Origin of the sequence: Paraburkholderia caffeinilytica, from assembly GCF_003368325.1 — a bacterium.
GTDB classification, from domain to species: Bacteria; Pseudomonadota; Gammaproteobacteria; order Burkholderiales; family Burkholderiaceae; genus Paraburkholderia; species Paraburkholderia caffeinilytica.
Map to the genome: position 1 here is coordinate 2,954,683 of NZ_CP031467.1, position 24,212 is coordinate 2,978,894.

A 24,212-nucleotide genomic window follows, 5' to 3' on the forward strand; every position below is an offset into this window, starting at 1 on the left:
ATGACGAGAATCGATTTTCACTCGAACGTCGGCGATTCGCTGCTGTACGCATGCCGCCTGATCCGCAAGGCGTATCAGGCCGGCCAGCCGACCATCGTGCTGGCCGAGCGCGAGCGTCTACGGGCTTTCGACGAGCAGTTGTGGACGTTCTCGCCCCTCGACTTCGTGCCGCACTGCATGGCGGGCACGCCGCTTGCGGCGCAAACGCCAATCGTGCTGGCGTCGAACCTCGATGACGTGCCGCACCATCAGGTGCTGCTCAATCTCGGCGCCACGGTGCCGGCGCAATTCGCGCGCTTCGAGAGATTGCTGGAAGTAGTTGGCAACGCGCACGACGAACTCGCGGCTGGCCGCGAACGCTATCGTTTCTATCGCGATCGCGGCTATGCTTTGAACAACTACAAGCAAGGCAGCTAGGTCTCATTCCGCCGCGTCGCGTGGTGTTTTGTCGGATGGATTCGATGCGCGCGCGGCCTGCCTCAGCTTGGACTCAAACACGGAGAGCGCGCGTGTCCGATCCTAACGATAGTTCGATCCCGGTTCTGAACGAGATCCTCGTGCCGGGCAATCCAGCCCAGGCGCGCCCTGCGACGGGCGGCGCGGCGGCGCCGGCTACCCAGCCTGTGTCCGATCCGGAGACCGCGCAGGAGCCGGTCCTTGCGCCAGAACCCAGGCGCGAGCCGGAGCTTGCGCCAGAGTCCGTGAACGCGCCAAAGGAGCCGACACTCGCGCCGGAGCAAGCGCATGTGTCAGAGCACGCGCATGTGCCGGAGCAAACGCATGTGTCGGAGCAAGAGCATGTGCCGGAGCAGGCGCATGTGTCGGAGCAGGTGCATGTGCCGGAGCAAGAACATGCGCCGGAGCAAGCGCATCCGGCAGAGCCCGCTCACCCGAAAAAGCGCTCGAGGGCACACCACGCTGCCGGACACCGGCACGGACATGAGCCGGACTTTGCGTCAGCGGGGGTATTCGATCGGGCTGAACCGCATGCGCCCATCGAGGCGGGCGCGATCGTGCCGCCGGATATCGCTCACGAAGCCCTCGCACAGCCGCAGCCGAATCTCGATGCGGATGTCATCGCCGAACGTCTGCGTGGACGATTCGCGGGTTTCTTGACAGGCGAGGGGCGCGGCATCATCGAAGCACGTTGCCGCGAGGCGTTGCAGGATCACACGTCCTGGCTCGTCAACCAGATCACGCGCGAAGTGGCGCTGGCGCTGGAGACTGAATTGACCGGCTGGGTACAGGAGGCGGTCGATCAGGAGATCGCGCGGCGCTCGGGCGGCGCTTGATCATGGCAGAGGGCGCGCCGTTGTCCGGGCGCGCTACCCGCTTTAATCGGGCGGGGTTCGCTTGAGTCCTCGCTTGAAGCCTCATTTGAGTCGTCGTTTGAGCGCCGTTATTTGAGCGTCATCACCCAGCTCGCCAGCGTAGCCGCCTGATCGGGCGTGAGTTGCGTATTCGCGGGCATCGGCACCGCGCCCCACACCCCCGTGCTGCCATCCAGAATCTTGTGCTTCAGATAGGTGGCGGCATCTTCGCGGCCGGCGTATTTCGCGGCGACGTCATGCAGCGCCGGTCCCATGAATGGACGCGTCACCGAGTGGCAGCTCATGCAGTTCTGCTGCTGGGCCAACGTAAGGGCGGCGGCCTCCGCGTGTGCCGCCGGACTGCCGGCGCCTAACGTAACGCTCAGCACACCGGCCGCTGCAAGCGCTGCATACGACATTGATTTCATTCTGGTCTCCGCCGGTGCAAGTGCCCGACTCGTGGTTCACGCATTATAAAAGGAAAGGGGCGCACGGTTTTCCGTGCGCCCCTTTGCGCTTTTTCGTAACGGACGCAGCCGATGCGGCGTCGAGCCATGCTACGGGTCCGTCCCGGGAGCCGAGGCGGATCAGCGGCACGTGCTCAATGCGCGCTTAACCCGTCACCGCGCCCTTGTTGGCCGGCTGCGCCAACGCGGAGAACTTCGCCAGCACGCCACGCGTGTAACGCGGCTTAGGCTGCTGCCACGCAGCGCGGCGGCGTTCCAGTTCGGTGTCGTCAATGTTCAGTTGCAGAAGCAGCTTGTGCGCGTCGATCGTGATCGAGTCGCCTTCCTGCACGAGTGCGATCGTGCCGCCCACGAACGCTTCCGGCGCGACGTGACCGACCACCATGCCCCACGTGCCGCCCGAGAAGCGGCCGTCGGTGATCAGGCCGACGGTTTCGCCGAGCCCCTTGCCGATGATCGCCGAGGTCGGCGCGAGCATTTCCGGCATGCCAGGGCCGCCCTTCGGGCCGAGGTAGCGCAGCACGACCACATCGCCGGCAACGATCTTGTCGGCCAGAATGGCTTCCAGCGCGCTTTGCTCGTCGTCGAACACGCGGGCCGGACCGGTGATGACCGGGTTCTTCAGGCCGGTGATCTTGGCGACGGCGCCGTCGACGGCCAGATTGCCCTTCAGGATCGCCAGATGGCCTTCCTTGTACAGCGCCTGCTCGATCGGGAAAATCACCTGCTGATCGGCGCGCGGCTTGCTCGGCACGTCTTTCAGTTCTTCGGCGATCGTCTTTCCGGTGATCGTGATGCAATCGCCGTGCAACAGACCGGCGTCGAGCAGGATCTTCATGACTTGCGGAATGCCGCCGGCCTTGTGCAGATCGGTCGCCACGAACTGGCCCGACGGCTTCAGGTTGCAGAGCACCGGCACCTTCTTGCGCATGCGCTCGAAGTCTTCGATGGCCCATTCCACTTCAGCCGCGTGCGCGATGGCGAGGAAGTGCAGCACGGCGTTGGTCGAACCGCCCGTCGCCATGATCACGGCCACCGCGTTTTCGATCGACTTCTTCGTGACGATGTCGCGCGGCTTCAGATCCTTCTTGACCGCTTCGACCAGCACGCGCGCCGATTCGGCTGCCGAGTCGACCTTTTCCTGGTCCGGATTGGCCATCGTCGACGAATACAGGAGCGACATGCCCAGCGCTTCGAACGACGAGCTCATCGTGTTGGCGGTGTACATGCCGCCGCACGAGCCCGTGGACGGGCACGCGTTCTTTTCGACCCCTTCGAAATCTTCCTGCGACATCCGGCCGGCCGTGAACTCGCCCACGGCTTCGAACGACGACACGATGGTCAGGTCGGTGCCCTTCCAGTTGCCCGGACGGATCGTGCCGCCATACACGTAGATGCTCGGCACGTTTGCCCGCAACATGCCGATCATGCCGCCCGGCATGTTCTTGTCGCAGCCGCCGATCACCACCACGCCGTCCATCCACTGGCCTTGCACGCACGTCTCGATACAGTCGGAGATGACTTCGCGCGACACGAGCGAGTACTTCATGCCTTCGGTGCCCATCGACATGCCGTCCGAAATCGTCGGCGTGCCGAAGATCTGCGGATTCGCGTCCGCGCCCTTGACGGCGGCCACGGCGGCGTCGGCCAGGCGCTGCAGGCCGGCGTTACACGGCGTGATGGTCGAATGGCCGTTGGCGATGCCGATCATCGGCTTGTCGAAATCCTCTTTCTGATAGCCGAGTGCGTAGTACATCGAGCGGTTCGGCGAACGCGCCACGCCTTGCGTGATGTTCTTCGAACGACGGTTGTATGCCATGGGGGACTCCAATCTGTTTTGTTTTGATCCGTGCTGCGTGTGCGGGGCTCGGATGCTGCCGCAGAGGCCGGGGACACTGCCCATGCGTTGCCGGTGGCGTCGGCCGATCCGGCGGTTCGGGTCAGTTCAGTTTAGTTCCGACGCGTCGCGCTAGGGTGCAGTTTTGCGAAACGCGTGTCCAATATATTATTCAGGCTTGATTAGGTCGAAAAACATATTAATCATGCTGCCTGCCGTTCCTGACCTGCGCCAGTTGCGCTATTTCGTGACCGTCGCCGAAGAAAAACACTTCGGACGGGCGGCGGCGCGTCTTTCCATGACGCAGCCGCCGTTGTCGCAGTCGATCCGGGCGCTGGAGGAAACACTTGGCGTCGCGTTGTTCGCGCGTACCAAGCGCTCGGTCGAGCTCACGCCGGTGGGCGCTGCCCTGCTGCCCGATGTGCAGCGCCTGCTGGCGAGCGCCGAGGGGCTGCGGCCGCTGGCGCAGAGCCTCGCGCGAGGCGAGGCGGGGGCGCTGTCGCTGGCCTTCGTTTCGACAGCCGACTACGGCCTGCTGCCGTTGCTGCTGCGCGATTTCGGCGCACGCCATCCACGGGTGCGCCTCGAACTGACCGAAGCCACCAGCGACGTGCAGATCGACGAACTGGTGGCCGGGCGCATCGACGCGGGCCTCGTGATCGCGCCGCTACCGTCGCGCCATGCCCCCCAGCTCTCGTGGCTGCCGATCGCCCGCGAGCCGCTGGTGATCGCGATGTCGACGGACATGGCGAAGCGCGTGGGCAGCGCCGCCGGCTCCAGGGCCGATCCGCACGCGGAGTGGCTGGACACGCCCATCAGCCTGCGCGACGTCGCCGACGAGCCGCTCGTCATCTTTCCAAGGCGTCTGGCGCCAGGCTTTTATGACATCATTATGGATTGCTACGGCGTGGCGGGCCTGGCGCCCCGGGTCGGCCAGGAGGCAATCCAGATGCAGACGATCGTGAGCCTCGTGTCCGCCGGAATGGGCGTCGCACTGGTGCCGCAATCGTTGCGTAACCTGCGCCGCACCGGCGTCGTGTACCGGCCGCTCTCCGAATCGGTGCCGGCGATCGAGACGGGATTGGTTTGGCGCACGGCGGAGGTGAGTCCGGTATTGGCCGGCTTCATCGAGATCGTGCGGGCGCACGCGGCCGCCACGGAGGCGCAGTTCGCGGCGCCTCGCGTTCAGACTTAGGCGCGATGCTGCCGCGAACGCATTGCAAGCCGAACCGTCCAATGCATGCGCCGCATGATGCTCACACCGCCGGCTGCGACTTGAAACTCGACTAGAAATCCGCTTCTGAACCTGAACTGCCCATAACAACACGATGCTCATTCACCCGAATTTCGACCCCGTTGCCATTCATCTGGGGCCGCTTGCAGTGCGCTGGTATGGACTGATGTACCTCGTTGCGTTCATCGCGGCGATCGTCGTCGGCCGGTTGCGGCTGCGTTTGCCGTACGTCGCCGCGCAAGGCTGGACCGCTAAAGATATCGACGACATGCTGTTTTACGGTGTGCTCGGGACGATCCTCGGCGGCCGGCTCGGCTACGTGCTGTTCTATAAGGCGAGCTTTTACTTCGCGCATCCGCTCGACATCTTCAAGGTGTGGGAAGGCGGCATGTCGTTTCACGGCGGCTTCCTCGGCGTGACGTTGGCGATGGTGCTGTTCGCGTATCAGCGCAAGCGCTCGTGGCTGCAGGTCACCGATTTCGTCGCGCCGATGGTGCCGACCGGGCTCGCGGCAGGGCGCCTCGGCAATTTCATCAACGGTGAGTTGTGGGGCCGCGTGACCGATCCGTCGGCGCCGTGGGCGATGCTGTTTCCAGGCGCCGCGCCGGACGACGCCACGTGGCTCACCGCGCATCCGCAACTGGCCGCGAAATGGCATCTGAACGAAGTGTTCGCGCAATATCACATGCTGCCGCGTCATCCGTCGGAGTTGTATGAGATCGCGCTGGAAGGCGTGGCGCTGTTCTTCGTGCTGTTCTTCTTCTCACGCAAACCGAAGCCGATGGGCGCGATTTCCGCGGTGTTCCTGATCGGCTACGGCCTTGCGCGCTTCACGGTGGAATTCGCGCGCGAGCCGGACGATTTCCTCGGCTTGCTCGCAATGGGCCTCTCGATGGGCCAGTGGCTCTCGCTGCCGATGATCCTCGTGGGCATCGGGATACTGGTGTGGTCCTATCGCCGTGCGCGGCGTGAACCGGCGCAAGCCGTCGGTGCGAACTGAGCGCTCCGGTTTAGCGTACCCGTGCGGTTTCGTCGTCGATACGCGGTGAACCGGCGCGGTTGCCTCGCGCGCACTAACCGCTACGTTTTATCGTAGTGAGCAGCCAAGAAAAAAAGCCACGGCATGCCGTGGCTTTTCCATTAACGCGGGACGTCTGGCGCAAACGCGTTATTTCATCTGCACCGAGCCCGACACGTTGACCGTGACCGTCGACGTGCCGCCCTCGATCGGCACCGGCGCGGATGCCTTCGCATCGGCACTCATTGCGCGTGCGCTCATCATCATCATGGGACGCGGCATGACGCCGTTGTGCCCGACGTTGACCTCGCGAATCGAATAGCTGTTGTAACCGAACGCCTGCGCCGACGAGGCGGCTTGCTCGCGGAACGACTTGATGGCTTCGCCGGTGAGCTTCTGCTCCGCGGCACGCTGCGCTTCAGGCGAGAGCGAGAACTGCACGTTGCCGACCTGCATGGTCGATGCCATCTGACCGGCGAGCTTCGACGCCGCGGCGAAATCGTGCGATTCGAGCACAACTTCGGTACGGCCACGCCATGCGGAAATGCGGCCGTCACGATCGGTGGACGGGTAGATCGAGAAAGAGCCGGTGCGAGCCGTCACACCGCTCACGCCCTTGGCTTTTTGCAACGCCGCGTCGGCGCGCTGATTCAGCGTAGCGGTGAGCGCGGACGGATCGCTTGCTTCCTGCTCATAGAACAGCGTGATGTCGACGACGTCTTGCGGCACTTCCGCGCTGGCCTGCGCATTGAGCGACAGCACGCCCGCGGGCTGATACGGCGCCACACCCTGCGCGCGAGCCATGGCCGGTGTCAGCGCGAGCGCGGCAGGCGCGGCGCACACGAGCGCGAGAGCGAGTGCACGTGCGGTGTTTTTCGTCATTGTTGGACTCCTTGCTTGAACGGGTTGTGCGCGATTGGAGCGAACGCCATGCGATGGCACAACGTTTGCGAGTCCGTTAGGCGCTTGTAACCTGAGCTTGGTTCCCTAATTTGACGTTTGCTCAACGTTTGCCTTCGGTCGTGCGCCGATCTGAGCATGAGTCAAGCGACACCGGGTCACAGGTGCGCAGGCAACGTCAAACAAGACGTTTGGTGATGAAGCGCCACTCGGCTTCGGTCACCGGCGTGATCGACAGGCGGTTGCCTTTGACGAGCACGCGCATGTCCTTCAATTCCTCATGCTCGCGCAGCGCGGCAAGCGGAATCAACGGAATCTTCTTTTTGAACACCACATCGACGAGCAGCCAGCGCGGCGTTTCCTGCGACGACTTCGGGTCGTAGTAGGGGCTCTTCTTGTCGAATTGAGTGGGGTCCGGATACGCGGTGGACGATACCGCCGCGAGCCCCGCAATGCCTGGCTCGGGGCAACTCGAGTGATAGAACAGCACACCGTCGCCGACCTGCATCATGTCGCGCATGAAGTTGCGCGCCTGATAGTTGCGCACGCCAGTCCACGGCAACGTGTGTTGCGGCGCCTCTGCGAGATGGTCGATGCTTGCTTCGTCCGGTTCGGACTTCATTAGCCAGTAGCGCATGAATCGAATTGAACGTTAAAGGTTTGAGAATACAGAAGAAAAACCGGGACCAAAAGAAAAACGGCACCGAACCGAAGTCCGATGCCGTTTTGAAGAAGGTCCCCGCCTTAGCCGCTAGGCCGGCATCCTGAACCGGGGGTTCAGAATTGGTCGCAGTTAGCAGCACTTCGGGTACATCAGACAGAGTGACGCGCACACCCGTGCTACAAATTTCCACAACCGTGCACATGGCATTGGTTCAAGGAATATATGACCTTGGCGAACCAGGCAGGGAAGTCAAACCGATTGAATTCAAAACGTTTGCACGAATCTTTGCTCATGCACCTTGTTTGAATCCGCAGCCGATCTCGGGACCGGCTACAAGATACTTACTGCATGCTGTACTGCTGAATCACAGTACCCAGCTGTTCGTTCATTTGGTGCATTGTACGCCGGATTTCTTCTGCGGGAAATGCTTCTCCGTGCCGCACGCTGCTTTGCAGCTTAAGCAGTTCCGATGCCAGCGACAGCGCAGCCATGACAGCAATGCGATCCGTGCCGCGCACGTTGCTGCTATTGCGGATCTTCGACATCTCGGCGTCGACGCGTGCAACCGCTTCAAGCAGCGCGCCTTCGGTTTCCGGCGAGCAGGCGAGGCGATAGGGCACGCCGAGAATCGATACTTCGATCTGCTTGGTGGTCATGCATTTTCTCCGTGGCGGGTGACGTCGCGCTCGGCTTCGTCCTCATGCGGCGCGTCCTCGAGCAGATCGAGCTGATTGTCCGGCTCGCTGTGCGCGCGGGCCCGCGGCAGTTTTTCGAGGATCGCATTGAGGCGCACCTGGGCGTCGTCGATCTTTGCCGACAGCGCGTCGCGTTCCGCCTGCAGCGCATCGCGCTCCTCGCGCATCAACGCGAGTTCCGCGCGCGTGGCCTCTGCTTCGGCCCGCATTTGAGCGAGCTGATCTTCGAGCGCGAGCCGCGCCTCATTGTGGCGTTGGCTGATCGCGATCAGCTTGCCGATATTCTGGGAAAGTGTTTCGAGTTCGGTGAGCATCTGCTGCGTCCTCTAAAGACATCGCATTTTAGCGCGGAATGTCGCAGGTTCCGACAATTGTCTCGTTTCGAGACGTAACAACATCGCTTTGTGCACGCTTTTGTCGCCCCTATGATGAAAAACAACTCACGCATCGGACAATAACCTGCACTTAACAGAACAGTTCGCGCACGGATTAACCATTCTTGACGGACCTGAAGGCCGCTCCTAAACTGGCCGCACTCTGGTGCCCGCGCGTGCTTTTCCACAGTGCGCGCAGTTAAACGGGAAGCAGGGCGTGCCGTTCGCCTGAACGCACCAACCTGCGCTGCCCCCGCAACGGTAAGCGACCGCATGTGTCATGCAGGTCGATCCCGATCGCGTGTTTGAAGCCGAACACGCGAGTGTGCCACTGCGCGTCACGCGTGGGAAGGCGGGATCGATGTGTCGCCAGCCCGGATACCGGCCGGAGGGAGAGGCTCGTTCCCGCGCAAACGTAAAACAACGCGGGCGCCTCGTTACGCATCGGCCCGCGGGGAAGCGGGCCGTGCACGCTATCCACAGGAATGTCATCCCATGCTGTCCCCGATCGCTCGCACGGCGTTGCTCGCCTTTGCGAGCCTGCCGCTCGTCGCGCATGCGCAAGCTGCTGCGTCTTCGTCGCCGTCTTCCTCTTCCTCGGCCGATGGAGAGGCTGACGGTTCGTCACCCACGGTGTTGTCGCCTGTTGTCGTTACCGCGGAGCGCGGGCCGCAACCGCTCGCCGATGCGATCCCGCAGACCACGCTGTTCGATCAGCAGGACATCGCCGATACGACCGCAACCGATTTGCCCGGCCTCCTGCAACTCGCGCCCGGCGCGCAGATTTCGCGCACCGGTGGCCCGGGTTCCACGGCGAGCCTGTTTCTGCGCGGCGCGTCGTCGACGCAATCGCTTTTGCTGATCGATGGCGTGCGGGTCGATTCGGTGAGTCTCGGCGCGCCGCAACTCGCGCAGATTCCGCTCGACCAGATCGATCACGTCGAAGTCGTGAATGGCAACGTGTCCGCGTTATACGGGTCCGGCGCAATTGGCGGCGTGGTACAGGTATTCACGAAAGACGGCGGCGACCATCCGCCGCGTTTCAATTTTTCGGTGGGCTATGGCAGCTATCACACGCAGACGCAGCAGGCCGGCGTGAACGGCGCGCTGGATCAAGACGGCAACACCACCTTCAGCATCTCGCTCGCGCGTTCGAAAGACGACGGTTTCTCTTCGCTCAATCCGTCACAGGCACCCAACGCGAATCCGAACGCGAACGGCTATCTGAACGAAAGCATCTCGGCTTCGCTGCGTCGCAAGTTCGGCGACAAGTGGGACGCGGGCGTCACGTATTTCCAGTCGAACGGCAATAACAGCTACGACAACGCGTATGGTGTGCCGACCGATCTGAACAACCTGTACAGCAAAGTGCGTCAGTTGTCGGTGTTCGCGAACGGCAAGCTGACCGACGGGTGGACCACGCACTTCATCGTTTCCGAAGGCGACGACCGCAGCGTGTCGAATGCCAACGGCCTCTACAACGGCCGCTTCGATACGGACAATCGGCAGTACACGTGGCAGAACGATTTCGCGCTCGCCGCGCAGCAGAAACTGCAGGTCGGCTATGAGCATCTGGATCAGAGTCTCGACTCGGATACGTTTGCCGCGCCCGACCGGCATGTGGACTCAGGCTTTGCCGGCTATACGGGGCGTTTTGGGCGCAATCAGATTCAGGCCAACGTGCGGCGCGATCAGTATTCCGATTTCGGCGGAGCGAACAGTTACTATCTCGGCTACGGCTTCGACATCACCGAACATTGGAAGGCGACTGCAAGCTATTCGGATTCGTTCCGCGCGCCGAGTTTCGACGATCTGTACTATCCGACCAGCGGCAATCCGTCGATCCAGCCGGAGCGCAGCCATTCGATCGAGGCCGCGTTGCAGTACGCATCGAATGTGCTGGGCGTGATGCGTCTTACCGCGTTCCAGACGCGTTATTCGAATCTGATCGACTACGAGCAGGTCACGCCCGGCATCTATCTGGCCGAGAACGTCGGCCGTGCGAAAGTGCAGGGACTCGAAGGATCGTGGAGCGGTCATGTGGGCAAGACGGATGTGCGCGCGTCAGTGACACTGCAAAATCCCGTCGACCTCGATCGCGATACCGATCTCGTGCGGCGTGCGCGGCACTTCGCGTCGCTGGCGGTGAACCGCGGCATTGCGGGGTGGCGTGTCGGCGGCGAGTGGATCGTCAGCGGCGCCCGTGAAGACAGCAGCGGCACGCTGGGCGGTTACGGTGTGGTGAATCTGTCGGCGCGCTACGACATCACGAAAGCGTGGTACGTCGCCGCGCAGATCCAGAACCTGTTGAACAAGGACTATGAAACGGCCTACTCGTATAACTCGCCGCGGCGCGGTGCATATGTCACGGTCGGTTGGCAGCAGCAGTGACGACCGTACCTGCATGAGAACGTGCCGATGAACCGCAGCTCGAGCCCGATGCCCACGACCGCGTTGCGCGTGATGAGCGCGAAGCGCGCGGTCGCGATCTGGCTCGCGCTCGCGGCAATCGCGCTGGCCGTGCTGATGGCATCGCTTGCGCTGGGCAGCGTTTCGCTCGCGCCTGCGCGCGTGCTGGCGGCGTTGCTGCCGTCGCACGCGTCGCAAGTCGAGTCCGCCGATCTTGCCGGCGAGATCGTGCGCACGCTGCGTTTGCCGCGCGCGCTGGCGGGCTTCGCATGCGGCGCGTTGCTTGCGCTGGCCGGCGCGTTGCTGCAAGTGCTGTTGCGCAACCCGTTAGCCGAACCCTACGTATTGGGCGTGTCGGGCGGTGCGGCGACGTTCGCACTGGTCGCGATGATCGCCGGTTGCGCGTGGTGGATCGTCGACGCCAGCGCGTGCGCCGGCGCCTTCGTGTCGATTCTGCTGGTGCTCGGCCTCGCACGCCGCGAGCTGTGGCGGGGCGAGCCGCAGGACACGTCGCCGCGTTTGCTGCTGACCGGCGCGGTAATCGCGGCCGGCTGGGGCGCTGTCATCACCTTATTGCTGAACCTCGCGCCGGACAATCGGCTGCGCGGCATGCTGTTCTGGCTGACCGGCGATCTGAACGGCGGGGCGATGCCATGGACGGCGCTCGCCGCGCTCGTCGTCGTGCTGGTGGCGATCGTACCCGCTGCGCCGCGTCTGAACTTGCTGCTGCGAGGCGACGCCGCCGCGCAGGCACTTGGCGTCGCCGTGATGCCGCTGCGCCTGCGCGTGTATCTGGTGGCGTCGCTGGCAGCGGCCGCGGCGGTGACGACGGCGGGCACGATCGGCTTTGTCGGCCTCGTGGTGCCACATATGCTGCGGCTCGCGTTCGGCAACGATCAGCGCATGCTGCTGCCGGCTGCGGCGCTCGGCGGCGGTGTCGCGGTGATGGGTGCGGATCTGATCGCGCGTACCGTGATCGCACCGGCGCAATTGCCGGTCGGCGTGATCACGTCGATCGTCGGCGTGCCAGTGTTTTTGTGGATGCTGTTGCGCAGGCGCCGATGATGAACACTCACAACGCCCCGCATTCGGCGCTGAGCGCGCAACGCCTGACCTTGCGTGCGGGCAGGCGCACCTTGCTCGACGCGTTCACGCACACGTTCTATGCAGGCGAGATCTGGTGTATCGCTGGACCCAACGGCGCGGGTAAGACGACTTTGCTATCCACGCTCGCCGGCCTCGCGCAACCGTCGGCGGGTCATGTGGAACTGGACGGCGTGCGTCTCGCCGACTGGCAGCCGTTGCCGCTCGCACAGCGGCGCGCGCTGATGCCGCAAAGCGCCGCGGACGCCTTCAGCGCGAGCGTGCTCGACATCGTGATGCTGAACCGCTTTCCGCATCTGAGCGGCTGGGGTTGGGACAGTGAAGCCGATCGTGCCGCCGCGCAGGCCGCGCTGGATGTGTTGGGCCTCGCCGCATTCACCGCGCGCGACGTGCTGTCGCTTTCGGGTGGCGAACGTCAACGCGTCGCTCTCGCGGCCGTGTTGTGCCAGCAAGCGCCGCTGTTGCTGCTCGACGAACCGCTCTCGCATCTGGATTTGCACCACCAGATCGACTGTCTAGAAGCGCTGACCGCCTGGACGCACGAGCCTCGGCGTACAGTGATGTTTTCGTGTCACGACCTGAACCTCGCGCGCCGCTTCGCGACGCATGCGTTGCTGCTCGACGGCAACGGCGGCGCGTATGCTGGACCGGTGCACGACGTGCTGACGCCTACGCTGACGAGCCGTGCATTCGGCTATCCGTTGATTCTGATTCGCGACGGCGAACATGAGGCGCTGATTCCCGCGCCGCGCTCGCGTCACGAATCGCCTGCGGCTCATGACATACCGGCAGGCTAAGCGCTTTATGAAAACACTCTCTCTTTTAGACACGTCTATGACTTCTTTGCCAGGTTTGCCGGGATTGACCGAAGTCGAACCGCTCGATCAAACGCTGCGGGCCGAACTGCAACACATCATCGATACCAAGACCAAGCCGCCTGGCAGTCTTGGGAGGCTGGAAACGCTCGCGCGCCAGATGGGCCTGATCCAGCGTACGACACACCCCACGGTCGAACGTCCGGCGATGATCGTATTCGCCGGCGACCACGGTATTGCGCAGGAAGGGGTGAGTCCTTATCCGCAGGCGGTGACCGCGCAAATGGTCGCCAACTTTTTGGCGGGCGGCGCGGCGATCAATGCCTTGAGCCGCGTGTCCGGTGTCGAACTCGAAGTGGTCAACGCGGGCGTTGCGACGCCGTTGCCGTCCACAGACGGTCTCGTCGACATTCCGGTTGCGGCCGGCACGCGCAACTTCGCGCACGAACCCGCGATGACGCACGAGCAGGCGCTTGCCGCGCTGCAGGCGGGCGCGGCTCGCGTGCGGCATCACGCGGCGCTCGGCACCAATGTGATCGGCTTCGGCGAGATGGGTATTGCGAATACGTCGGCCGCCGCGTGTCTGATGAGCCGCCTGTGCGGTGTGCCGATCGACGAATGCGTCGGCCGTGGTACGGGTCTCGACAACGCGGGGCTCGCGAAAAAACGCAACGTACTCGCCTCCGCGCTCGCCCATCAGGCCGATTCCAATGATCCGCTTACGGTGCTCGCCACGTTCGGCGGCTTCGAAATTGCCATGATGACCGGCGCGTTTCTCGCCGCCGCGCAAGCGCGCATGACGATCCTTGTCGACGGGTTCATCGCGACCTCGGCCTTGCTGGTGGCCGACGCGTTTGCATCGAACGTGCGCGAGTATTGTGTGTTCGCGCATGCGTCGAATGAGGCGGGGCATCGGCGCATGCTCGATCATTTCGGCGCAATGCCACTGCTTTCACTCGACATGCGTCTCGGCGAAGGCACGGGTGCGGTACTGGCCGTGCCGTTGCTACGCGCGGCCGTGGCGTTCGTCAACGAAATGGCGAGCTTCGAATCGGCCGGTGTCGCGAATCGCGATGCGTGATCCGTCATACGAAGCGCTGCTGCACGGCACGCAGTCATACAGAAGCGTGTGCGCGGCTCACTCATGAATCCGCTCGCTGAACTGCGCTATTTCTTCACGGCGCTTGGCTATTTCACGCGCGTGCCTGTGCCGCGCTGGGTCGGCTATGAGCCGCACTATCTGAATGCGGCGGCACGTTATTTCCCGCTCGTCGGTCTATTGGTCGGCGGATTGAGCGCGCTGGTTTATCTCGCTGCGTTGCATGTCTTTCCGGCGAGTGTGGCGGTGCTGCTGTCGATGGCGATATCGCTTCTCGTCACCGGCGCCTTTCACGAGGACGGACTGGCCGATTGCGTCGATGCGTTCGGTGGCGCCTATATGCGCGAGGACGTGTTGCGCATCATGCATGATTCGCGCATCGGCGCTTTCGGCGCCATTGCGCTCGTGATTGCGCTGGCACTGAAGTGGCAAACGCTCGCCGCGTTGCCGCCGATGCGCGCCGCAAGTCTGATGATTGCAGCGCATGCCGCGAGCCGTGTGTTGGCCATCAGCTATCTGGCCACACTCGACTACGTGCGCGCCGAAGGCAAAGCCAAACCGGTTGCGCAACGCTTGAGCGGCCCGGCATTGCTCTGCGCAGCAGTGTTCGGTTTGCCGCTGTTGCTGTGGCCGAACTTGCTGGAATCGCCGAACTGGCGCTTCGCCTGCGTGACGCTTGCCGTACTGGTGGCGCTGCGCTTTGCATTGGGCCGCTATTTCGTCAGACGCATTGGTGGCTACACCGGCGATTGCCTCGGCTTCGCGCAACAGATATTTGAACTGAGCATCTACCTCGTGGGGCTCGCATGGATATCGTCCTGATTCGTCATCCTGCTGTCGTGCTCGATTCGGGTGTGTGCTACGGCCACAGCGACGTGGCGCTCGCCGAGGACGTCGAGACATCGGCGAGTGCGCTTGCGCTGAAACTGGCAACCTTGCAGATACCGCCGCCACGTGTGCTGATGTCGAGCCCGTTGACGCGTTGCGCGACCCTGGCCGCCGTCATGGCGAACGATTTTGGTTGCGCGCTCAGTCATGACGATCGTCTGAAGGAAATGAACTTCGGCGATTGGGAGGAGCAGCGTTGGGACGCGATCGATCGTGAGCTGCTCGATGCCTGGGCGGCTAACTTCGAACACGCGCGTGCGCATGGCGGCGAGAGCGTCGCGCAATTCGTCGCGCGGGTGCGGGCGTGGTTCGACGCGTTTGCGCAGACGCGCGAGTTGTCGCCTGCGTACGTGGTCACGCATGCCGGCGTCATGCGGGTGATCGCTTCGCTGGTGCTGGAGGTGCCGCTGGAAAACTGCCTGCGCTGGTCGTTGGAGATGACCGGGATTGTCTGGCTGCGCAGGGATGACGAGGCGCGGAAGTGGTCGTTGGTGAGGTGGAATGTGTGAGGGCGGCTCGGCTTGCGGTATGCGGGCCGGAATTCAATCGTGACAAGTTCCGAGCCAATCGTGCCACTTTTTTATCGCTAAACTGTGTATTCGCGCCATTTCTTACAAAAAGTGGCGCGATTAACCGATTTGCGCGACAAACCATGGACCAAAGTGGCACGATTAGGACTAGTCGTGCCATGGCACGAAGCCAGCTCAACCGTCGCGCGCTAGCGCGACGGTTCCCGCCTCACAGCTTTCACAGCGGCATCATTGCGCGCCATTCTTCCGCCGCGAGCGCGCAACTTCCAGGTCTTCGCACATTTGCTTCGCCCCTTGCGCGATACGCGGCGTGGGCCGGTTGATCAGATCGCCGTCGATGGCGAACAGATTGTTGTTCGCCACCGCTTTGAGGCCCGGCCACGCGCGCCATGTGTCGAGTTGCGGCAAGGTCGTGTCCGGTTTGGTCGCACCGGGCGCGGCGGTGACGATCGCCTCCGGATTGGCCGCGAGCACGGCTTCAGTCGAGACGGTCGGCACCAGTGGCTCGAGTTTCGCAAACACATTGCGACCGCCGCATAGCGCAATCACATTGCTGACCACATGTTCGCCGTTGAGCGTCATCAACGGCTGATCCCACACCTGATAGAACACGCCGACAGGCGGCCGGCTCGCATACTGCCTGCGCAGTTGTGCGATGTCCTGACGGTATGCCGCGGCGGCGGCTTCGGCGGCCGGCGAGGTGCCGAGCAATTGTCCGAGCTTCGTCAGCGACACGGCCACGTCGTCGAGACGATGCGGCTCGCTGAAGAACAGCGGCACATGCATCTCGCGAAGGCGGTCCAGTTGCCGCTGCGCATTGCCATGCCGCCACACGACGATCAGATCGGGCTTCAGCGCGACGATCCGTTCGAGATCGAGCGCCTTGTTGTCGCCGACGCGCGGCAGTTGTTTCGCTTCGGGTGGATAGTCGCTGTAGGACACGGCGCCGACCAGTTTCGCGCCACCGCCCGCGGCGTACAGCAATTCGGTGACATGCGGCGCAAGACTGATGACGCGTTGCGCGGGAGCGGGCAGTGTGACGGTTGCGCCAGTGTCGTCGGTGACGGTGATCGCGGCGTGCGCGTGCAGCATGCTCACACAAAGTAGCGTGGCGATGACAAAGCGTGCGAGTCGAATCATCGAACAGCCTCGCGCAAACTTTCTTCGAAACGCGCCCATTCCGTGTCGCTGGCGGGCAGTCCGAAACGCACGCTGCCCGTTGCCGCGAAGAGCCGTGTCCATACGCCGCGTTGCGCTAACGCCTCATGCAGTGCGGCGGCGCGTGCATCGCCGGTCCACGCAAAGAGGGGCGTGCTGTGGGTGGCGAGACCGTGTGCATGCAGCAGACTTACCAGACGCGCGCTTTCGGACTCGAGGCGTGTGCGCATCTGCTGCTGCCACGCCACGTCTTCAAACGCGGCCTTGACGGCATGGCGAGCCGGTCCGCTAACCGTCCACGCGCCCAGCGTAAGACGCAGTGCATCGAGCAAAGCCGGCGCGCCGAGTACGAATCCCGCGCGCACGCCCGCGAGCCCGAAGAATTTCCCTGGTGAACGCAACACGATCAACCCATCGCGATGAGTGCTCGCCGCGAGCGACGCCGAAGGCATCGTATCGGCGAAGGCCTCGTCGATCAGCAGCGTGCCGCCGCGTGCGACGAGTTGCGCGTGCCAGTGCAGCAGCTTGTCGGCGCTCAGATGCTCGACAGTCGGATTGTTAGGATTCACAACGACGACATGGAGGAGTTCGTCGGGCAACGTCTCCCAGGACACATCCAGCGGCAGAACCTCATGTCCGGCACGTTCGAATGCGGGCGCGTATTCGCTGTATGTGAGCGGCGCAATGCCGACTCGCGCACGTGACAAAAGCGACGGCAGCGCGCGGATCGCCGCCTGACTTCCCGCGACGGGCAGCACATGCGAGGCATCGGGCGCGCCGTAGTAGCGCGCGGCACAGGACGCGAAACCGTCGCCGTCGTCGGGCAGGCGGCGCCACGCATCGGCGGGAACCGGCGGTACCGGATAGCCGTGCGGATTGATGCCTGTCGACAGGTCGAGCCAGTGCGCGTACGGAATGCCGTAACGCTCGGCTGCTTCGTGCAGATTGCCGCCGTGAACCACGGCGTTGAGCGTGATATCGGAATGGGGCGTGCGCTTATCCATTCGCTTAGCCATTCGATCACGCATGAAAGGGCACGCTCAGCAACGCCAGCACGATCAGTACCGCCAGCCAGAGAATGACCGTCCGTTCGACCAGCATCAACGCCGCCGTGACGTGACTGGCTTTCGCGGGGTGTCCGAAACCGAGCGTCGGCCTGTGTTCAAGCGCGCCGTGATACACCGCGGGCCCGCCGATCAACACGTTCAGACTGCCCGCGCCCGACGCCATGACCGGCCCGGCGTTCGGGCTGTCCCAGCGCGGCGCCTGTTCGCGCCAGCAACGTAACGCGGTGTGCGTGTCGCCGAGCAACGCGTAACTCGCCGCGGTGAGGCGCGCGGGAATCCAGTTGAGCACGTCGTCGATGCGCGCGGCGGCCCAGCCGAAGCGCAAATAGCGCCGCGTGCGGTAGCCCCACATGGCATCGAGCGTATTGGCCAGACGAAACCCCAACGCGCCCGGACCACCCGCGATCGCGAACCAGAACAGCGCGCCGAAAATCGCGTCGTTGCCGTTTTCGAGCGCCGATTCGACGGCCGCACGCGACAGCGCCGCTTCGTCGGCATGGGCGGTTTCGCGCGAGACGATGCGTGAAGTCAGGAGGCGCGCTTGCGCGAGATCGCGTTGCGCCAATGCCTGGGCGATCGGCGCAATGTGATCGTGCAGACTGCGCGCGCCGAGGGCGAACCACAGCAGCACGACGTGCACCGCGCAGGCCGCAAAAAACGGCAGCACGGAGACGAGCCACCAGGCGATCAGCACCGGCGGCATCACCGCCAGCGACCACGCGAGCAGCCCCTTGAGACGCAAGCGCCGGCCGGTGTTGTAGCCCGCTTCGAGGCGCATCGCCCATTTGCCGAAGCCGACCAGCGGATGCGCGGTGCGCGGCTCACCGAGCCAACGGTCGACGGCGACGCCCGCCGTGGCGAGCGTAACGATCAGAGGCAGTGACAGCATCATGCGCTGCCCGCTGTTTTCAAGGCGAGCGGCAAGCCCGCGACCATCATGGTGACCTGGGTGCTCAACGCGGCAATACGCTGATTGAGGCGCCCGAGTTCGTCGACATAGAGGCGTGTTTCCGCGCCGAGCGGCACCACGCCCAGGCCGATTTCATTGCTGACCACGATGATCTTGCCTCTTGCGCCGACGAGCGCGGCTTCGAAGGCGGCAAAGTGCGTGTGATAGTGATCGACCGGCAAGCCGTCGCCGTCCGGCGGACACAGCAGGTTGGCGAGCCACAGCGTCAGGCAGTCGATCAGCGTGCAGTGACCGGGTGCGTCGATTTGCGTGACCGCGCCGGCGAGATCGACGCCGGCTTCGTGCAAAGCCCAATGCGCGGGGCGCCGCTCGCGATGATGCGCGATACGCGCGCTGAATTCGGCGTCGTCGGCCACACGCGCGGTGGCGATGTACGTGACGGGGAGGGCGCTGTCGTTCGCCAGTTGTTCGGCGTGCACGCTCTTGCCCGAACGGGCGCCGCCGAGAACGAAGGTGAGGTCGCGGGGAATCATCGCGTGATTGTACCGGCGTGCAGCGCTTGCCGGCACGATGGGATAATGCCGGGTTCAAAGCGCTGTGTTGTCGCTGCGTTGCTGTACTGCGGCGTCAAGTACGGCGTTATCGTTGCTGCTTCCTAGCTGCTTCCTAGCTGCTTCCTAGCTGCTTCGCTGCCGCTTCACTGCCTTCACTGCCTATTCACCGCCGAGCTCGACATTCCGTGACCGCCACTTCGAACCCGCTTGACGCCGTACCTGTGCCGCGCGGCACGCTGATGATCCAGGGCACTACGTCCGATGCGGGCAAGAGCACGCTCGTCGCGGGCTTGTGCCGACTGGCGCGCCGAGCCGGCGTCCGGGTTGCGCCGTTCAAGCCGCAGAACATGGCGCTCAACAGCGCGGTGACGGTGGATGGCGGCGAGATCGGCCGCGCGCAGGCCTTGCAGGCGGTGGCCGCGGGCATTGCCGCTCACACCGATCTGAACCCCGTGCTGCTCAAGCCGACCAGCGACCGCGGCGCGCAAGTGATCATCCACGGCAAGGCGCGCATGAACCTCGACGCCCGCGCCTACCACGACTACAAGCCGGTCGCGTTCGAGGCGGTGCTGCAATCGTATGCGCGTCTGCAAGCGGCGTACGACACGATTTTCGTCGAAGGCGCGGGCAGTCCCGCGGAGATCAATCTGCGCGACCGCGACATTGCCAACATGGGTTTCGCGGAAGCGGTCGACTGTCCGGTCGTGCTGATGGCCGACATCGACCGCGGCGGGGTGTTCGCGCATCTGACCGGGACGCTCGCGTGTCTGTCGGACAGCGAGCAGGCGCGTGTGCGCGGCTTCATCATCAACCGCTTTCGCGGCGACGTCGGTTTGCTGAAACCGGGGCTCGACTGGCTCGAAGCCAGGACCGGCAAACCGGTGCTCGGCGTGGTTCCGTATCTTCACGGCCTGACGCTCGACGCCGAAGACATGTTGCCGCCCGAGTTGCGCGCGGCACACAGTGGCCAAAGTGACGATCCGAACCGGATGCTGCGGGTGGTCGTACCGGTGTTGCCGCACATCAGCAATCACACCGATTTCGACGCGCTGCGCGCGCATCCGCAGGTCGATTTTCATTACGTTCGAAGCGGCACGCCGCCTCCGCCGGCCGATCTGATCATTCTGCCGGGCTCGAAGAATGTGCCGGGCGATCTGGCCTTTCTGCGTGCTCAGGGCTGGGACGCGGTGTTGCAACGGCATCTGCGCTATGGCGGCCGCGTGATCGGAATATGCGGCGGCATGCAGATGCTCGGACGCGAAGTGGCGGACCCGCATGGCGTGGAAGGCGCACCCGGAACAAGCGCGGGCCTTGGCTGGCTCGATTACTCGACGGTGCTGACACGCGAAAAAACGCTCAAGAACGTGACCGGGTGTCTCGCGCTGCCGGGGTCGCCCGAGGTGGCCGGCTACGAGATTCACATGGGTGAGACGCAAGGTCCGGCGCTCAGCTTGCCCGCGCTGCAATTGGGCGAAACGCCAAACGCGCGTCCCGACGGTGCGCTCTCGGCCGATGGCCAAATCCTCGCCACCTACGTGCACGGGCTGTTCGACACGCCGGACGCGTGCGCGGCACTGCTGGCGTGGGCGGGATTGCGCGACGCCGGGAAAATCGACTACCCGGCGTTGCGTGAGGCGTCGCTGGATCGTCTGGCTGACACGCTCGCCGAGCACCTTGATCTTTCGAAGCTTTTTGCTGCGTTAGGTTGATTGGGATCGACCCGACGGTGGCAATTCAATCCTATTGAGAAATAATCAAAGCCTGATAGGCGATTTGTCGCGTCATTTGGTTCGAATAGAGTCTTGATATCGACGCCCGATGCCGGCCGTCTCTCTCGTAAAGGACTTGTCATGAACTCGAACCGCTCCGCCGATCTGGCCGCCTTGATTCTTCGCCTCGCCTTGGGCGTTCTCTATCTCGCGCACAGCTTGCAGAAGATTTTTGTCTTCACGCTGCCGGGGACGGCGCAGTTTTTCGTTTCGCTCGGCTTGCCGGGCTGGCTCGGTTATGTAACGGCGTTCGTCGAATTGTTCGGCGGTATCGCGCTGCTGCTCGGCGTGCAGGTCCGCTGGGTCGCGCTGGTGCTGTTGCCGTTCATGCTCGGCGCCACGTCACAGCATCTGCATAACGGCTGGGGGTTCGCTTCGCCGCACGGCGGCTGGGAATATCCGGCTTTCTGGGCGGTAACTTTGGCCGTGCAGTCGCTGCTCGGCGGCGGAGCGTTGGCGCTGAGCGGTGCGAAGGCGCCGCGTGCAGTGGTCGCTTGATACGGTTTGGGCGGCCGCGCGGGCGGTTGCCAAACGTGGCAAGGCGGGAAGCCGGCGGGGAACCTGGGCACGCGGGCACCTGGGTACCCGGGCCCTAAGGCCCTCCAGCCCCCAAGCCCCCCAGCACTAAAGTGCCCTCGGTACTTCGCCTCGTCGGACAACAAAAAAGCACGCGCCGTGAGGCTGCGTGCTTTTTTACTGTCGTGAACCCGGGCGACCTCAGGCATTTCGGGCTCTTCTTCGCGCCCCCGCCCCCCGCTTCAATCAGTCAATACAGCACGATCTGCGTGCAGCGAAACAGCGCCATCGTTTTGCCGTTCGGATCGACGACTGTAGCGTCCCATACCTGGGTGCTGCGGCCCAGATGCACGGCCTTGGCGACCGCGCGGATCGTGCCTTCCGTCGCCGTGCCGAGAAAATTGCTTTTCAGTTCGACGGTCGTGAAATTGCGCGCCGTTTCGGGCAGATGCGCGAGGCAGGCATAGCCGCAGGCGGTGTCGGCGAGGCCGATCACGGTGGCGGCATGCAAAAAACCGTTCGGCGCCAGCAATTCCTCGCGCACGGTCAATTCCGCGCTCAGGGAGCCCTGTTCCAGCGCCAGAACATGCACGCCCAGCAAGCCGGGCAGCTTGCCCTTCTGACGTTCGTGCAGGCGCTCGATGGAGTATTCCGGGCGAAGTTTGCTCATGAGATTCGGGTCCTCGATGGAAAAAACAGCGGTATAAGGCCGTCAATAGCCGTTTGGGGGCTTCGGCCCCGGTGCATTTGTCGATATTATCAACGGCTGGATCGGCGGGTGAACCCGAAACCGGTACGGATCAGGACACATCGGCACAAGCCGGAGCAAACTGCGCGGTAAACCGGCTGGCGGCGCCCAGCCTTCTTTCCGGGAGAATTCATGACGGTAATCGTGGTGGCGAATCCGAAGGGCGGCGTGGGCAAAAGCACGCTGTCCACCAATCTGGCCGGTTATTTCGCGTCGCAAGGGGAGTGGATCGCGCTGGCTGACATGGATAAACAACAGTCTTCGCACGCGTGGCTGTCGTTGCGGCCGCCTGCGTTGCCGCCCATCGAGACCTGGGAGGTCGACCTCGAGAATCCCGCCAAACCGCCCAGAGGTCTGGAACACGCGGTCATCGACACGCCGGCCGGGTTGCACGGCAACCGGCTGAACATCGCGCTGGATCTGGCCGACAAGGTGATCGTGCCGCTGCAGCCGTCAATGTTCGACATTCTCGCCACCCAGGAATTTCTGGAGCGGCTGGCGAAGGAAAAGGCGGTCAGGAAAGGCGCGATCGAGATCGGCGTGGTGGGTATGCGCGTCGACGCGCGCACGCGCTCAGCGGAGCAGTTGCATCGCTTTGTCGAGGGATTGAAGCTGCCGGTGCTGGGTTACCTGCGCGACACCCAGAATTACGTGCAACTGGCGGCGCACGGCCTGACCTTGTGGGACGTCGCGAAAAGCCGCGTGGAGAAGGATCTGGAGCAGTGGCAGCCGATCATCCAATGGACCAACGGCGCCGGTAAGAAGGCTTGACGTGATTGGCAGGCGGCGTGGCCGCCCGCTACATGGAACCGCGCCATGAAAGGCCGGCTCAGGTCCAACTCAGGTCCAACTCAGGTCCAACTCAGGTCCAGTTCTGGGTCGGCACGTGATCGCGGCTGCCCTTGATCTTGTTGTTGTCGTCGACGAACACGAGATCCGGTTTCCAGCCTGCCTTCAGTTCCGCTTCGTCGACCACGGCGAATGCCGCGATGATCACCAGATCGCCCAGTTGCGCGCGCCGCGCGGCCGAACCGTTCAGCGAAATCATGCCGCTGCCCCGTTCGCCCTTGATCGCGTACGTCGAGAAACGCTCGCCGTTGTTGATGTTCCAGATGTCGATCCGTTCGTTTTCAACAATGTTCGCGGCTTCCAGCAAGTCTTCGTCGATCGCGCACGAGCCTTCGTAGTGCAGTTCGCAGTGCGTGACCGCGACACGGTGGATTTTCGACTTCAGCATGTTGCGTTGCATGACCAATCCCTTGTGGCTTCTTATGCGCGTTTGCGCAAGCTAAGACGGCTTCAGATTTCGAGGTTGTCGATGAGACGGGTGGTGCCGAGCTTGGCGGCAGCCAGCACGACCAGCTCAGCCTTCGCGTCTTGCGGACCCGGCGGCAGCAGATTCGAGCGCTTGCGCACCGCGATGTAATCCGGTTGCCAGCCGCGTGCGGCCAGTGCTGCCATCCCCGCCTGTTCGAGTTTTGCGAAGTCGCGGTCGCCGGCGAGCACCGCGTCGCGCACACGATTGAGCTCGGCGGCCAGCATCGGCGCTTCGGCGCGTTCGGCCGTTTGCAGAAAGCGGTTGCGCGAGCTGAGCGCGAGGCCGTCGGCGTCACGCACGGTTTCCGCGGCGATGATGTCGGTCGGCAGCGCGAACTGGTGGCACATGCTGCGCACGATCATCAACTGCTGGTAATCCTTCTTGCCGAACACCGCGACGCGCGGCTGCACGCACGACATCAGCTTCATCACCACCGTGCACACACCCTGGAAGAAACCCGGACGGAATTCACCTTCGAGGATGTCGCCCAGATCGTGCGGCGGATGCACGCGGTATTCCTGCGGCTCCGGGTACAGATCCCGTTCCGTCGGCGCGAACAGCACGTAGACGCCTTCTTTCTGCAGTTTCTCGATGTCGGCTTCGAGCGTGCGCGGATATTTGTCGAAATCCTCGTTCGGGCCGAACTGCAGGCGATTGACGAAGATGCTCGCCACCACCGGATCGCCGTGCTGGCGCGCGAGGCGCATCAGCGACAAATGGCCCTCGTGCAGATTGCCCATGGTCGGCACAAAGGCGGTGCGATTCTGGCCGCGCAACTGGTCGCGCAATTCATGGATCGAGCTGATGACTTTCATGATCGGACAGGGA

General features: G+C 63.6%; 26 protein-coding genes, 1 other RNA gene and 1 riboswitch. Of the genes, 13 read left to right on the forward strand and 14 right to left on the reverse strand.

Features of this window, described 5'->3' with window-relative positions; translation table 11 throughout:
- Nucleotides 1-417, forward strand: a complete 417-nt coding sequence (locus DSC91_RS29515) for a DNA polymerase III subunit chi (protein WP_115782098.1) — start codon at nucleotides 1-3, stop codon at nucleotides 415-417.
- 92 nt (nucleotides 418-509) lie between these two features.
- Nucleotides 510-1,292, forward strand: coding sequence for a DUF2486 family protein (locus DSC91_RS29520; protein ID WP_115782099.1), 783 nt, complete (start codon nucleotides 510-512; stop codon nucleotides 1,290-1,292).
- A gap of 107 nt (nucleotides 1,293-1,399) precedes the next feature.
- Here the strand turns inward: DSC91_RS29520 and DSC91_RS29525 are convergent, their stop codons facing one another.
- On the reverse strand, nucleotides 1,400-1,738 hold the full coding sequence (locus DSC91_RS29525; protein ID WP_115782100.1) for a c-type cytochrome: 339 nt from the start codon (nucleotides 1,736-1,738) through the stop codon (nucleotides 1,400-1,402).
- A 184-nt stretch (nucleotides 1,739-1,922) separates the two neighbouring features.
- A complete protein-coding gene (gene ilvD, locus DSC91_RS29530) occupies nucleotides 1,923-3,596 on the reverse strand; it encodes a dihydroxy-acid dehydratase (protein ID WP_115782101.1) in 1,674 nt (557 codons plus the stop codon).
- A 223-nt stretch (nucleotides 3,597-3,819) separates the two neighbouring features.
- On the opposite strand from ilvD, the gene DSC91_RS29535 reads away from it, so the two are divergent.
- Both DSC91_RS29535 and lgt read left to right on the forward strand, forming a co-directional pair.
- Nucleotides 3,820-4,809, forward strand: a complete 990-nt coding sequence (locus DSC91_RS29535; RefSeq protein WP_115782102.1) for a LysR family transcriptional regulator — start codon at nucleotides 3,820-3,822, stop codon at nucleotides 4,807-4,809.
- Nucleotides 4,810-4,942: 133 nt separating this feature from the next.
- The gene (gene lgt / locus DSC91_RS29540) at nucleotides 4,943-5,848 is read left to right on the forward strand and encodes a prolipoprotein diacylglyceryl transferase (RefSeq protein WP_115782103.1); all 906 of its coding nucleotides are present in this window, start codon (nucleotides 4,943-4,945) and stop codon (nucleotides 5,846-5,848) included.
- Between the two features lie 168 nt (nucleotides 5,849-6,016).
- Here the strand turns inward: lgt and DSC91_RS29545 are convergent, their stop codons facing one another.
- From DSC91_RS29545 to DSC91_RS29565, 5 genes are all read right to left on the reverse strand, one after another.
- Nucleotides 6,017-6,748: an SIMPL domain-containing protein gene (locus DSC91_RS29545; RefSeq protein WP_115782104.1), complete on the reverse strand. Its 732-nt coding sequence runs from the start codon at nucleotides 6,746-6,748 to the stop codon at nucleotides 6,017-6,019.
- 196 nt (nucleotides 6,749-6,944) lie between these two features.
- Nucleotides 6,945-7,403 (reverse strand): EVE domain-containing protein, encoded by a 459-nt coding sequence (locus DSC91_RS29550; protein WP_115782105.1) that lies wholly within the window; start codon nucleotides 7,401-7,403, stop codon nucleotides 6,945-6,947.
- Between the two features lie 95 nt (nucleotides 7,404-7,498).
- Nucleotides 7,499-7,680: non-coding RNA, 6S RNA (gene ssrS, locus DSC91_RS29555), on the reverse strand.
- 91 nt (nucleotides 7,681-7,771) lie between these two features.
- Nucleotides 7,772-8,086 carry a cell division protein ZapA gene (locus DSC91_RS29560; protein ID WP_028200473.1) on the reverse strand — a complete coding sequence of 105 codons (315 nt, stop codon included), beginning with the start codon at nucleotides 8,084-8,086 and terminating at the stop codon, nucleotides 7,772-7,774.
- On the reverse strand, nucleotides 8,083-8,439 hold the full coding sequence (locus DSC91_RS29565) for an ATPase (protein WP_115782106.1): 357 nt from the start codon (nucleotides 8,437-8,439) through the stop codon (nucleotides 8,083-8,085). Before DSC91_RS29565 ends, DSC91_RS29560 begins: the two co-directional genes overlap by 4 nt.
- Before the next feature lie 207 nt (nucleotides 8,440-8,646).
- Nucleotides 8,647-8,903, forward strand: a riboswitch (cobalamin riboswitch).
- A gap of 91 nt (nucleotides 8,904-8,994) precedes the next feature.
- On the opposite strand from DSC91_RS29565, the gene DSC91_RS29570 reads away from it, so the two are divergent.
- The 6 genes from DSC91_RS29570 (at nucleotide 8,995) to cobC (ending at nucleotide 15,323) form a co-directional block, all read left to right on the forward strand.
- Nucleotides 8,995-10,890, forward strand: coding sequence for a TonB-dependent receptor domain-containing protein (locus tag DSC91_RS29570; RefSeq protein WP_115782107.1), 1,896 nt, complete (start codon nucleotides 8,995-8,997; stop codon nucleotides 10,888-10,890).
- A 27-nt stretch (nucleotides 10,891-10,917) separates the two neighbouring features.
- Nucleotides 10,918-11,973 (forward strand): FecCD family ABC transporter permease, encoded by a 1,056-nt coding sequence (locus DSC91_RS29575; protein ID WP_115782108.1) that lies wholly within the window; start codon nucleotides 10,918-10,920, stop codon nucleotides 11,971-11,973.
- Nucleotides 11,970-12,809: an ABC transporter ATP-binding protein gene (locus tag DSC91_RS29580; RefSeq protein ID WP_115782109.1), complete on the forward strand. Its 840-nt coding sequence runs from the start codon at nucleotides 11,970-11,972 to the stop codon at nucleotides 12,807-12,809. Before DSC91_RS29575 ends, DSC91_RS29580 begins: the two co-directional genes overlap by 4 nt.
- Before the next feature lie 37 nt (nucleotides 12,810-12,846).
- Nucleotides 12,847-13,908 carry a nicotinate-nucleotide--dimethylbenzimidazole phosphoribosyltransferase gene (gene cobT / locus DSC91_RS29585; RefSeq protein ID WP_115782110.1) on the forward strand — a complete coding sequence of 354 codons (1,062 nt, stop codon included), beginning with the start codon at nucleotides 12,847-12,849 and terminating at the stop codon, nucleotides 13,906-13,908.
- A 63-nt stretch (nucleotides 13,909-13,971) separates the two neighbouring features.
- Complete coding sequence (locus tag DSC91_RS29590) at nucleotides 13,972-14,748, forward strand: adenosylcobinamide-GDP ribazoletransferase (protein WP_115782111.1); 777 nt, start codon at nucleotides 13,972-13,974, stop codon at nucleotides 14,746-14,748.
- Entirely contained in the window at nucleotides 14,733-15,323 is a 591-nt protein-coding gene (cobC, locus tag DSC91_RS29595; protein ID WP_115782112.1) for an alpha-ribazole phosphatase, read from the forward strand. The genes DSC91_RS29590 and cobC overlap by 16 nt, the downstream gene beginning before the upstream one ends.
- Nucleotides 15,324-15,572: 249 nt before the next feature.
- Here the strand turns inward: cobC and DSC91_RS29600 are convergent, their stop codons facing one another.
- From DSC91_RS29600 to cobU, 4 genes are read right to left on the reverse strand one after another with little or no spacing between them, the layout of a single operon-like run.
- A complete protein-coding gene (locus DSC91_RS29600) occupies nucleotides 15,573-16,484 on the reverse strand; it encodes a cobalamin-binding protein (RefSeq protein ID WP_115782113.1) in 912 nt (303 codons plus the stop codon).
- A complete protein-coding gene (gene cobD / locus DSC91_RS29605) occupies nucleotides 16,481-17,506 on the reverse strand; it encodes a threonine-phosphate decarboxylase CobD (protein ID WP_115782114.1) in 1,026 nt (341 codons plus the stop codon). The genes DSC91_RS29600 and cobD overlap by 4 nt, the downstream gene beginning before the upstream one ends.
- 16 nt (nucleotides 17,507-17,522) lie before the next feature.
- Entirely contained in the window at nucleotides 17,523-18,458 is a 936-nt protein-coding gene (gene cbiB, locus DSC91_RS29610) for an adenosylcobinamide-phosphate synthase CbiB (protein ID WP_115783550.1), read from the reverse strand.
- Complete coding sequence (cobU, locus tag DSC91_RS29615; protein WP_115782115.1) at nucleotides 18,458-19,012, reverse strand: bifunctional adenosylcobinamide kinase/adenosylcobinamide-phosphate guanylyltransferase; 555 nt, start codon at nucleotides 19,010-19,012, stop codon at nucleotides 18,458-18,460. Before cobU ends, cbiB begins: the two co-directional genes overlap by 1 nt.
- A gap of 260 nt (nucleotides 19,013-19,272) precedes the next feature.
- On the opposite strand from cobU, the gene DSC91_RS29620 reads away from it, so the two are divergent.
- Together DSC91_RS29620 and DSC91_RS29625 are read left to right on the forward strand one after the other, a co-directional pair.
- The gene (locus tag DSC91_RS29620; protein ID WP_115783551.1) at nucleotides 19,273-20,742 is read left to right on the forward strand and encodes a cobyric acid synthase; all 1,470 of its coding nucleotides are present in this window, start codon (nucleotides 19,273-19,275) and stop codon (nucleotides 20,740-20,742) included.
- Between the two features lie 141 nt (nucleotides 20,743-20,883).
- Entirely contained in the window at nucleotides 20,884-21,300 is a 417-nt protein-coding gene (locus DSC91_RS29625; RefSeq protein ID WP_115782116.1) for a DoxX family protein, read from the forward strand.
- A 268-nt stretch (nucleotides 21,301-21,568) separates the two neighbouring features.
- Here the strand turns inward: DSC91_RS29625 and DSC91_RS29630 are convergent, their stop codons facing one another.
- The gene (locus tag DSC91_RS29630) at nucleotides 21,569-21,988 is read right to left on the reverse strand and encodes a PaaI family thioesterase (protein ID WP_115782117.1); all 420 of its coding nucleotides are present in this window, start codon (nucleotides 21,986-21,988) and stop codon (nucleotides 21,569-21,571) included.
- A gap of 210 nt (nucleotides 21,989-22,198) precedes the next feature.
- Between DSC91_RS29630 and DSC91_RS29635 the strand changes: the two genes are divergently transcribed.
- The gene (locus DSC91_RS29635; RefSeq protein WP_115782118.1) at nucleotides 22,199-22,837 is read left to right on the forward strand and encodes a ParA family protein; all 639 of its coding nucleotides are present in this window, start codon (nucleotides 22,199-22,201) and stop codon (nucleotides 22,835-22,837) included.
- A gap of 91 nt (nucleotides 22,838-22,928) precedes the next feature.
- Here DSC91_RS29635 and panD read toward each other — a convergent pair whose 3' ends face one another.
- Both panD and panC read right to left on the reverse strand, forming a co-directional pair.
- Nucleotides 22,929-23,315, reverse strand: a complete 387-nt coding sequence (gene panD / locus DSC91_RS29640) for an aspartate 1-decarboxylase (RefSeq protein WP_012432059.1) — start codon at nucleotides 23,313-23,315, stop codon at nucleotides 22,929-22,931.
- A 50-nt stretch (nucleotides 23,316-23,365) separates the two neighbouring features.
- Entirely contained in the window at nucleotides 23,366-24,199 is an 834-nt protein-coding gene (gene panC, locus DSC91_RS29645; RefSeq protein WP_115782119.1) for a pantoate--beta-alanine ligase, read from the reverse strand.
- Nucleotides 24,200-24,212: the final 13 nt, after the last annotated feature.

Excerpts from the sequence above, each read along its gene's own strand:
- DSC91_RS29515 (WP_115782098.1), top strand. The coding sequence starts at position 1 with ATGACGAGAATCGATTTTCACTCGAACGTCGGCGATTCGCTGCTGTAC.
- DSC91_RS29525 (WP_115782100.1), bottom strand. The coding sequence starts at position 1,738 with ATGAAATCAATGTCGTATGCAGCGCTTGCAGCGGCCGGTGTGCTGAGC.
- ilvD (WP_115782101.1), bottom strand. The coding sequence starts at position 3,596 with ATGGCATACAACCGTCGTTCGAAGAACATCACGCAAGGCGTGGCGCGT.
- DSC91_RS29535 (WP_115782102.1), top strand. The coding sequence starts at position 3,820 with ATGCTGCCTGCCGTTCCTGACCTGCGCCAGTTGCGCTATTTCGTGACC.
- lgt (WP_115782103.1), top strand. The coding sequence starts at position 4,943 with ATGCTCATTCACCCGAATTTCGACCCCGTTGCCATTCATCTGGGGCCG.
- DSC91_RS29545 (WP_115782104.1), bottom strand. The coding sequence starts at position 6,748 with ATGACGAAAAACACCGCACGTGCACTCGCTCTCGCGCTCGTGTGCGCC.
- DSC91_RS29550 (WP_115782105.1), bottom strand. The coding sequence starts at position 7,403 with ATGCGCTACTGGCTAATGAAGTCCGAACCGGACGAAGCAAGCATCGAC.
- DSC91_RS29560 (WP_028200473.1), bottom strand. The coding sequence starts at position 8,086 with ATGACCACCAAGCAGATCGAAGTATCGATTCTCGGCGTGCCCTATCGC.
- DSC91_RS29565 (WP_115782106.1), bottom strand. The coding sequence starts at position 8,439 with ATGCTCACCGAACTCGAAACACTTTCCCAGAATATCGGCAAGCTGATC.
- DSC91_RS29570 (WP_115782107.1), top strand. The coding sequence starts at position 8,995 with ATGCTGTCCCCGATCGCTCGCACGGCGTTGCTCGCCTTTGCGAGCCTG.
- DSC91_RS29575 (WP_115782108.1), top strand. The coding sequence starts at position 10,918 with ATGAACCGCAGCTCGAGCCCGATGCCCACGACCGCGTTGCGCGTGATG.
- DSC91_RS29580 (WP_115782109.1), top strand. The coding sequence starts at position 11,970 with ATGATGAACACTCACAACGCCCCGCATTCGGCGCTGAGCGCGCAACGC.
- cobT (WP_115782110.1), top strand. The coding sequence starts at position 12,847 with ATGACTTCTTTGCCAGGTTTGCCGGGATTGACCGAAGTCGAACCGCTC.
- DSC91_RS29590 (WP_115782111.1), top strand. The coding sequence starts at position 13,972 with ATGAATCCGCTCGCTGAACTGCGCTATTTCTTCACGGCGCTTGGCTAT.
- cobC (WP_115782112.1), top strand. The coding sequence starts at position 14,733 with ATGGATATCGTCCTGATTCGTCATCCTGCTGTCGTGCTCGATTCGGGT.
- DSC91_RS29600 (WP_115782113.1), bottom strand. The coding sequence starts at position 16,484 with ATGATTCGACTCGCACGCTTTGTCATCGCCACGCTACTTTGTGTGAGC.
- cobD (WP_115782114.1), bottom strand. The coding sequence starts at position 17,506 with ATGGATAAGCGCACGCCCCATTCCGATATCACGCTCAACGCCGTGGTT.
- cbiB (WP_115783550.1), bottom strand. The coding sequence starts at position 18,458 with ATGCTGTCACTGCCTCTGATCGTTACGCTCGCCACGGCGGGCGTCGCC.
- cobU (WP_115782115.1), bottom strand. The coding sequence starts at position 19,012 with ATGATTCCCCGCGACCTCACCTTCGTTCTCGGCGGCGCCCGTTCGGGC.
- DSC91_RS29620 (WP_115783551.1), top strand. The coding sequence starts at position 19,273 with ATGATCCAGGGCACTACGTCCGATGCGGGCAAGAGCACGCTCGTCGCG.
- DSC91_RS29625 (WP_115782116.1), top strand. The coding sequence starts at position 20,884 with ATGAACTCGAACCGCTCCGCCGATCTGGCCGCCTTGATTCTTCGCCTC.
- DSC91_RS29630 (WP_115782117.1), bottom strand. The coding sequence starts at position 21,988 with ATGAGCAAACTTCGCCCGGAATACTCCATCGAGCGCCTGCACGAACGT.
- DSC91_RS29635 (WP_115782118.1), top strand. The coding sequence starts at position 22,199 with ATGACGGTAATCGTGGTGGCGAATCCGAAGGGCGGCGTGGGCAAAAGC.
- panD (WP_012432059.1), bottom strand. The coding sequence starts at position 23,315 with ATGCAACGCAACATGCTGAAGTCGAAAATCCACCGTGTCGCGGTCACG.
- panC (WP_115782119.1), bottom strand. The coding sequence starts at position 24,199 with ATGAAAGTCATCAGCTCGATCCATGAATTGCGCGACCAGTTGCGCGGC.